The sequence below is a fragment of the Candidatus Alkanophaga liquidiphilum genome (genome assembly GCF_053996935.1).
This window is the reverse complement of record NZ_JBMXYC010000064.1, coordinates 22350-28993: the sequence shown is the minus strand read 5'-3', so window position 1 is coordinate 28993 and position 6644 is coordinate 22350. Positions and strand designations below refer to the sequence as shown.

Below are 6644 nucleotides of genomic sequence, written 5' to 3'. Positions count from 1 at the left end.
CGCCCACGACGCTGCCGACGCCACAGGAAAATTTCCTGCAAAGTTTTGAGGATTTGTTAACAGAAAGGCTTGCCTCGTCGGTAAAAAACGGTGAGCTGGAAGTCGCTGGGGATTGGCGTCCCCAATTGCATTGGCTCGAAGGCGCGGACGCCCGCAGGAGGGAGGAAGTTATAAGAATTCATAAAAGCTTCAGAATGCATTTGAGGGGTGCAGCTGCAAAGCTCGGCTGATGCACGCAAGGTAAGTCGGCAGAAAATTTAGCTTTAAAGAAAGGGGCGTGCAACATTATTGCTTTGCTCGTGTTTCTACTTTGTTTATACTTTGTTTACTGCTTGCGTCGCTTATAGGATTGAATACGCCACTCTAACCCGTCCAGTTGGATGAAAGCAGAAAACTTTTTAAAGTTCAATGCAGAAAGGTTCTGAGATGGAAGTTCATGTCGAAGTTGACGAGGAAGAAGGGGCGCTGGCATTCAAGCGGCTCGTCGAATACGTAGTTGCTGATCTTGGCATTAGTAGGGTGGTGGAAGAGGTCAGAGTGTATATGAACGTAGAGAAGCCCTTGTTTTACATCCGAGTGCGGAAGAATCCGAGTGTTGAGAAGATAGAGATGAAAGACATCGTTGAAATGAAGGAGCGTGGTATTGACACCCTTGAGGTCGAGATAAGGAAAGAAGAATACGCCCCTTACTTGTTGCAGATGTTCTGGGAGGCTTTCGGGGAGGAGCGAGTGCGACAGATAAGACACAACCGTCTTGAGCTCATGGGGGTGACTAAGGAGGACGTTCTCGGACTTCCGGTCTCCGACATAAAAGAACGAGAAAAGGACACACTTGTTCAAGACATGATTTTCAGGATAATCCCGATCGGTTTTAGGATAGTCAAGAAGCTTGACGCCGAGAGGAACATAGTTTCGTGCATAGCTTCTGAAAACCCCATAACCGATGAGGACGTTAAAGAAGTGGAAGCGGTAATAGCAAGACCGCCGAAGCGGCTGCGCCTGACTGAGGAGGATTTCATGAAGAAATACGAGAAGCCGAAGAAGCTCTTCGTGCCGTATAGAGAGAGTTACGTCTGACTTATCAGGCTGCGCAGTAGCGCAAGCGTGCGAAGTAAGACCCTGTTTTATGCCAAGAGCAAAGATGTCATGGAGTTGCTCGAACACCCATAGTATCCACTGTCCTAAAAAGCAGAATCATAAGTGTGCAGCGTTTCTGGGGATGTCATCGTCTTAGACTGTGAGAAGTTCAAACAATAATGCTGTGGGCACTCCCATGGAAGCAACCTCCCATATAAATATGATGTGGTTTTGATAGCTTTTAAAAACAAGCAGTAAAAAAAGTAAAAATGAAATGGGATTTTGTTTTTTCTTTTTAAGCCTTGACTATTCTTTCTGCAGCTTTTTGGATGTCTTCCTTCTTCACGGTTTTTCGACCAGCATGTTTTGCAAGGTCAACCGCTTCCTTGGATATCTTCGCCCCTACTTCCTCAAGGCACTTTACAAGCTCGACACTTGCGTCTTCACTCACTCTTTCTGCACCCGCTTTCCTTATTATCCTGGTTATGGGTGCAATCGGTAGTTCGGGCATTTATACCACCCGTAACCAGATAATCACTGGTAATATATAAAATTTTTGGTCGCTCGCCCCCGCCAGTTAGCTAAACCATTTGTCGAGAGTCATCTGCTCCGATTCTTCAAAAACTTTCGTGTCATACCCGAAATATCTCAAGATCCTATGCGCTGCAGGTATCACCTGATGCTTCACGTAGTAATTATAATCTACATGATGCGTCTTGCCCTCTGATAATATTTCATTGCCTCTTGCTTCATCTATCAAATCTGCGGGGAATGCCCGCTCGCTCATTTTCTCGGCGCCTTTAAGTATGATGTAAGGAACTTTGGAGCCCACCTCATACACTATGTTCCTCGCCCTCGCCTTCTCCGCCGCCAATACGTGCGCCTGCTTTGCGTCGTAGCCCGATGCTTTCTTCGTGAGCGTCTTGCGAATGATAAGTTTTTCTAGGGGGACCTCGCCGCTCTTAAGCATATTTATAACCCCCCTAACGTATTTTACCGCCTTTTCAGGGCTTTTGTCCCGCAAAATTGCATTTATGACCTCTGCTTGCACCTCTTTCGCAAGCTCGCACCAGTCACCCCGCCGCACTTCCAAACCTCGAACTACGATTTCGCCATCTGCTGTAAGGGCGGCGTATCTCTTCTTCTTCTCCGTGAAGAAAATTGTCTTGAAGAAATCTTCGACCTCAAGCTCCAGCGGCAGCTTCTCCGAAATTTTGGCTGCGAGCTCCTCCGCCTGCTTTAAAACGTCGCTACCGTCGGACAGCTTCACAAAAATGGAATCAGTGTCGCCGTATATGACCTTAAATCCCATTTCTTCAGCCATTTTTATGGCTTCTTTTATGAAATGGCGTCCCCACGCCGTCGTCGCCTCTGCGCACTCCCGCTTATACCAGCGGGCGGCGCCCCAGCCCGTGTATCCGTAAAAGCTGTTCGTCAGGATTTTGATGCACTGCTGCTGGATGTCAAGGAGGCGATAGGCATCGCTGCCCTTGTCGAGTTTCTTCATCTCCTCTTTTAACTTCGCTCGCCGCTGCACGAGCTCCACAAGTATTTTCTTGAAAAAGCCATCCGGCTGCTTTCTGAAGGCGTGTCCAACCTCAGGCGCAATGTTTACAGCCTCTTCAGGCACGCTTAAACCCTCTTTTGCGTTTCCAACGTAGGTGTCAGGAGAGATGTTGAAGGAAATCATTATTGTTGGATACATAGCGGAGAAGTCAAGGCAGACGACGTTCTCATGCAAACCTTTTTCAGGGCTCAGCACGAAGCCGCCTTCGTAAGTCTCGGCGGCGCCACTCTTCGGCGGCACAAGCTCGCCGATTTTGAAAGCTTCGGCGCTGAGATATGCTTCTACCTGACGCCCTCGCCCCATTCTCGCAACTATGTCCAGTGGGCACCTTGTCATCTTCGAAAACTCATACTGCAACGGCAACAAGCGCTCAGCGATGCCGAGCGTGCTTTCCACGTCCGCTCTCGCATACTCCAAGAGCTTCTTCTTGTCCTGCAACCACGCCTCGTAAATTCCTTTTGCGGAAAGCTCGACACGCTCCTCGCGCTGCATCACGCCGAGGAACTCCGCAACGTTCTCTAACGTCTTGACCTTCACCTCACCAAGGTCCCGTTGGACGACCCTGTAGAGGTCTACGTTCAGCCGCCCCGCGATGTTGACCTCGGGCGTCGGCGTTTTTTCAATACGGGGCGTGCTCCTGTCGGCGCCGACGCTCAGCTCGATGCCGTGGAGCTTTGCTCGCTCCTTTATATATTGCCAGTCGAAGGCGTCGCTGTTGTAGCCCACAATCACATCGGGCGAAAATTCGCGTATGAAATCCAAGAACTCTTGGATTATCCGCTCGTCGTCCTCATCGTCGCCCTTTATGAAGAGCTTGCACCCTCGTTCGCCGTTTGCGGTGAGGTATGCGGTTGAGATTATAATTATCGGGTCCCTGCTCGGCGATGGCATCCCATAGGGGTTCGCCATCTCGCAGTCGAACGCCAGAATATCAAGTTGCGGCGGCTTTCCCTTTTCAATATACTCCACCTCAGCCGCCACGACGGCAGCGTCGGCGCAATCAACTCTCATCGATACGCCTTTTGCCTTAACTCCGCCGAACGGTTTCAGTCCCTTATCTATTAGGTAGCGTATCGCAAACAGCACATCCGCTTCAAGCGCCGTGAAGCCCTTTCTCTCCACTTCCTTCCTTAAAGCCGGAACGTGCCTCGGGTGTTCTGCAAAAATTTTAAAAACCCTCCTTGTTTTGCCCAGAAGCTTTTTTTCCTCTACGGTTACGTCTTTCACTCTAATTTCCGCTTTTTTACTTTGCACCCGCACTCTCAAAAGCTCCCGCTTCAGCTCTTCCTCGCCTTCCATAACGTCTTCTTTAAGTGCGTAAAAATAGGGCTCAAAATTCCTGTCAAAAATGACGAAGTGTTTCCCTTGCTCGTCTTTACACCAGAGTCTTATCACCGCCCGCCCATCCTCAGTTACGTAATCTGCGTCGAGCAAGAAACCCTCTAACTCCATCAGAACTATTACGGCACCGCGGCTTAAATTTGTGACGCGGGAAGCTGCCACCGGAGATTAAAAGTAACCGGACCTGAGAGTGGGACGGGACACGTGCTACACACCCGTTGCCGAGGCTCGTGAGCGGAATGTCGGTAAGGGACTTAAGTGCTACCTCAATTACTCTGCGAAAATATCAAAGTCGAATAGTTGTTTTTCATCCTTGAACAGCACGTCCTTAGCAACCGCCTCGCCGCTTTCCCTCTTCATCTTCGCTCTAATTTCCCTCAAAGCTTCCTTCTTCACCTTTATCCCTAAAAGCTTAGAGTCCTTCTTGAAAACAATCTTAGGCGTCCCCTCGCACCACTTCACTTTCAAATTTCCCCTCCCCACGGTGCAGCCCGTCGAAACTTGTATTCCGTCGATGATACACGACGCCGGCGGCTTGCTATCTGTCTCCACGACGACGCTCAGCTCGTATTTCGCAGCTCCGAGCCTTTCCAACGCAAAAAGCCCCATCTTCAAGCCTAAAACGAGAAAAGGCCCCAAGTGTCCGTGGAATTCCACTGCTCTCTTTACGAGTCTCGAGTCCACTTTCGCACCCCTCAGAAATTACGGGTTAAAAACTCCTTTAAACTTCTGAGAAAGTCAGTTCCTACGTCCGGCGACGCCACGACCCCGACGACTTCCGGCTTTCCGCCTGCTGAGCATCCTTTTGCTCTACAAAGCTGGATGAGCGGCGTCAGGTCGAGGGCAAGGTGCGTCCGCACGTAAATTTGGACGAAGCTGTCCTGCTCTCGCTCCATTTCGAAACCCCTATTCACGACGACGACAATTTTCTCGGGGTTTGCAGCCGCAAGTCGCCTCGTCACCGCCGAGATTATGTGGAGACGGGTGTCCAACTCGCAGATTAAAACGTTACATCCGCTTGCAGTTTTGATCTCCTGCTTTTGCTGCTCATTACATCCTGAAACGCACTTCTCAATCTCCGCCCGCACATTTTCAGCTCTTTCACGCCATTCCTTTACTTTCAGCACGTCTTGAGGCTTCTCAGCCTCCAAAAGTTTAAGGACGGCATCCTCAACGCACTCGTTGCATCCAACTCGGTAATTCGAGTCAACAAGCTCTACAACATGCAAAAATTCCTCAAAGCTCATATTCACGCCGTCTAAAAACCTTTTAACATCTTGATAAGCTTTTGTCTTTTTTATCCCCCCCTCAAGGTCGCCAACTGCCCCCAAGACTTTTAGGAATTCGCAATGCGGCAATGTTACGTAATTGCGGAAATGCTCAGCCAGCAGCCATGACGCCGACGGATACTTCTCTCTGCTTTCCCCCTTAATAATCGGATTCACGTGCGTCACGCTCGCCTCTTGGATTTCTTCTTGGACGTGATGGTCGAAAATCCACAGCTCCTCAGCGCCGACGAACCTCTTTAAACGCAAAACTTCTTCCTTAGGAAAGCATATGTCTGCAAAAATCACTAAATCATAGTCTCCTTGCAGGCGCAAGCTCTTAAGCGAGTAGATGCCAATTTTCGGCGTAACATTCGTTATTTTCGCAGGTGGCTCGCCGAAGACGCCACGTCGCAGCAGAAGATAAAGGAGCGCTGCGGAACTTATGCCGTCGGCATCCCAGTGATGAACTATTAGGCAACGCATTGTCAACGCCGTTTAAAACTTAGTCTAATTTAAAGAAAGCTTTTTAAACACACTGAGTATTCATGGGGGTATGGGGCGGCTAACTAAGTCTCATGTGTTTGTAGCTCTGACGTGCGCATACGCAGCATTCTTATTTTACTTGTCGTCGCTACCATCGCCTCCGCAGCCCTGGGACTGGCAGTTTTTGTATAAGTTTGCTGCCCTGCTTGAAGATTGGGGCGTTAGCTTTCTCGTATATCCTTTTTACATAGCATATAAGCATCCTGATAAGTTCGCACACACCATCCTGTATATGGGCTTTGGCTTGTTACTGTATCTCACATTGAGGGCAAGGAGCAGCGTTCCCCGTGCGGCGGCACTCTCGCTGCTCATCGGCACGTTTTATGGCGCTACTGACGAATTCCATCAGAGTTTCGTACCTTATCGCTCTGCAAACGCCATGGATTTGCTCGCTGACGTCGTAGGTTTGCTGCTGGCACAATTGCTCATTTTTATATACCTCGGCATTAAAAAGATGTGGGGGTGAGCGGATGCTTTCTGCGATTCTGAGTGCCCTACGCATAATTTTTGGGCTTATCTTCCTGCTATTCGTGCCGGGCTACGCACTGACGCTGGCGCTTTTTCCGAGGAAGGAGGAAATAACCCTAATTGAGCGCGTAGGCTTTGCGGGCGTGTTGAGCATCGTCGCCGACATCCTCACAACGCTCTTTATAGATTTAGTTTTAGGCATACCGACAACCGCCATTAACATAGTCATCGCTCTTCTCTGCCTGACGGCGCTGGCGCTGCTCATTTGGAGGTTAGAAATACTTTTTATGAAGCTGCTCGAGCGGCGAAAGCTTTCAAAAGGGTCTTGAACGTCGCAGACGCTTGAGAAAGCTGTCAATAAATTTTTATGCAAAGCCCTC

The 6644-nt window shown here is 49.4% G+C and carries 8 protein-coding genes; 4 read left to right on the top strand and 4 right to left on the bottom strand.

Features of this window, described 5'->3' with window-relative positions; genetic code table 11:
• The coding region (locus ACXJJA_RS08440; protein ID WP_456487776.1) for a hypothetical protein at positions 1–230 on the top strand (230 nt) is incomplete at its 5' end.
• 196 nt (positions 231–426) lie between these two features.
• Positions 427–1077, top strand: coding sequence for a methanogenesis marker 17 protein (locus tag ACXJJA_RS08435; RefSeq protein ID WP_456487775.1), 651 nt, complete (start codon positions 427–429; stop codon positions 1075–1077).
• 295 nt (positions 1078–1372) lie between these two features.
• Here the strand turns inward: ACXJJA_RS08435 and ACXJJA_RS08430 are convergent, their stop codons facing one another.
• The 4 genes from ACXJJA_RS08430 to ACXJJA_RS08415 all read right to left on the bottom strand — a co-directional run bounded on the left by ACXJJA_RS08430 (position 1373) and on the right by ACXJJA_RS08415 (position 5736).
• Complete coding sequence (locus ACXJJA_RS08430) at positions 1373–1588, bottom strand: histone family protein (protein ID WP_456487774.1); 216 nt, start codon at positions 1586–1588, stop codon at positions 1373–1375.
• Positions 1589–1654: 66 nt separating this feature from the next.
• A complete protein-coding gene (locus ACXJJA_RS08425; RefSeq protein WP_456487773.1) occupies positions 1655–4096 on the bottom strand; it encodes a DNA-directed DNA polymerase in 2442 nt (813 codons plus the stop codon).
• Positions 4097–4255: 159 nt separating this feature from the next.
• Positions 4256–4669 (bottom strand): formylmethanofuran dehydrogenase subunit E family protein, encoded by a 414-nt coding sequence (locus ACXJJA_RS08420; RefSeq protein WP_456487772.1) that lies wholly within the window; start codon positions 4667–4669, stop codon positions 4256–4258.
• Between the two features lie 11 nt (positions 4670–4680).
• On the bottom strand, positions 4681–5736 hold the full coding sequence (locus ACXJJA_RS08415) for a DHH family phosphoesterase (RefSeq protein ID WP_456487771.1): 1056 nt from the start codon (positions 5734–5736) through the stop codon (positions 4681–4683).
• Positions 5737–5806: 70 nt separating this feature from the next.
• Between ACXJJA_RS08415 and ACXJJA_RS08410 the strand changes: the two genes are divergently transcribed.
• Positions 5807–6262, top strand: coding sequence for a VanZ family protein (locus ACXJJA_RS08410; RefSeq protein ID WP_456487770.1), 456 nt, complete (start codon positions 5807–5809; stop codon positions 6260–6262).
• Positions 6263–6266: 4 nt separating this feature from the next.
• Positions 6267–6593 (top strand): DUF8471 domain-containing protein, encoded by a 327-nt coding sequence (locus ACXJJA_RS08405; protein ID WP_456487769.1) that lies wholly within the window; start codon positions 6267–6269, stop codon positions 6591–6593.
• The last annotated feature ends 51 nt before the right edge of the window (positions 6594–6644 follow it).

What these genes read in the sequence shown, in the direction of transcription:
- ACXJJA_RS08405 (WP_456487769.1), top strand. Translation starts at nt 6,267, where the DNA reads ATGCTTTCTGCGATTCTGAGTGCCCTACGCATAATTTTTGGGCTTATC.
- ACXJJA_RS08410 (WP_456487770.1), top strand. Translation starts at nt 5,807, where the DNA reads ATGGGGCGGCTAACTAAGTCTCATGTGTTTGTAGCTCTGACGTGCGCA.
- ACXJJA_RS08425 (WP_456487773.1), bottom strand. Translation starts at nt 4,096, where the DNA reads ATGGAGTTAGAGGGTTTCTTGCTCGACGCAGATTACGTAACTGAGGAT.
- ACXJJA_RS08430 (WP_456487774.1), bottom strand. Translation starts at nt 1,588, where the DNA reads ATGCCCGAACTACCGATTGCACCCATAACCAGGATAATAAGGAAAGCG.
- ACXJJA_RS08415 (WP_456487771.1), bottom strand. Translation starts at nt 5,736, where the DNA reads ATGCGTTGCCTAATAGTTCATCACTGGGATGCCGACGGCATAAGTTCC.
- ACXJJA_RS08435 (WP_456487775.1), top strand. Translation starts at nt 427, where the DNA reads ATGGAAGTTCATGTCGAAGTTGACGAGGAAGAAGGGGCGCTGGCATTC.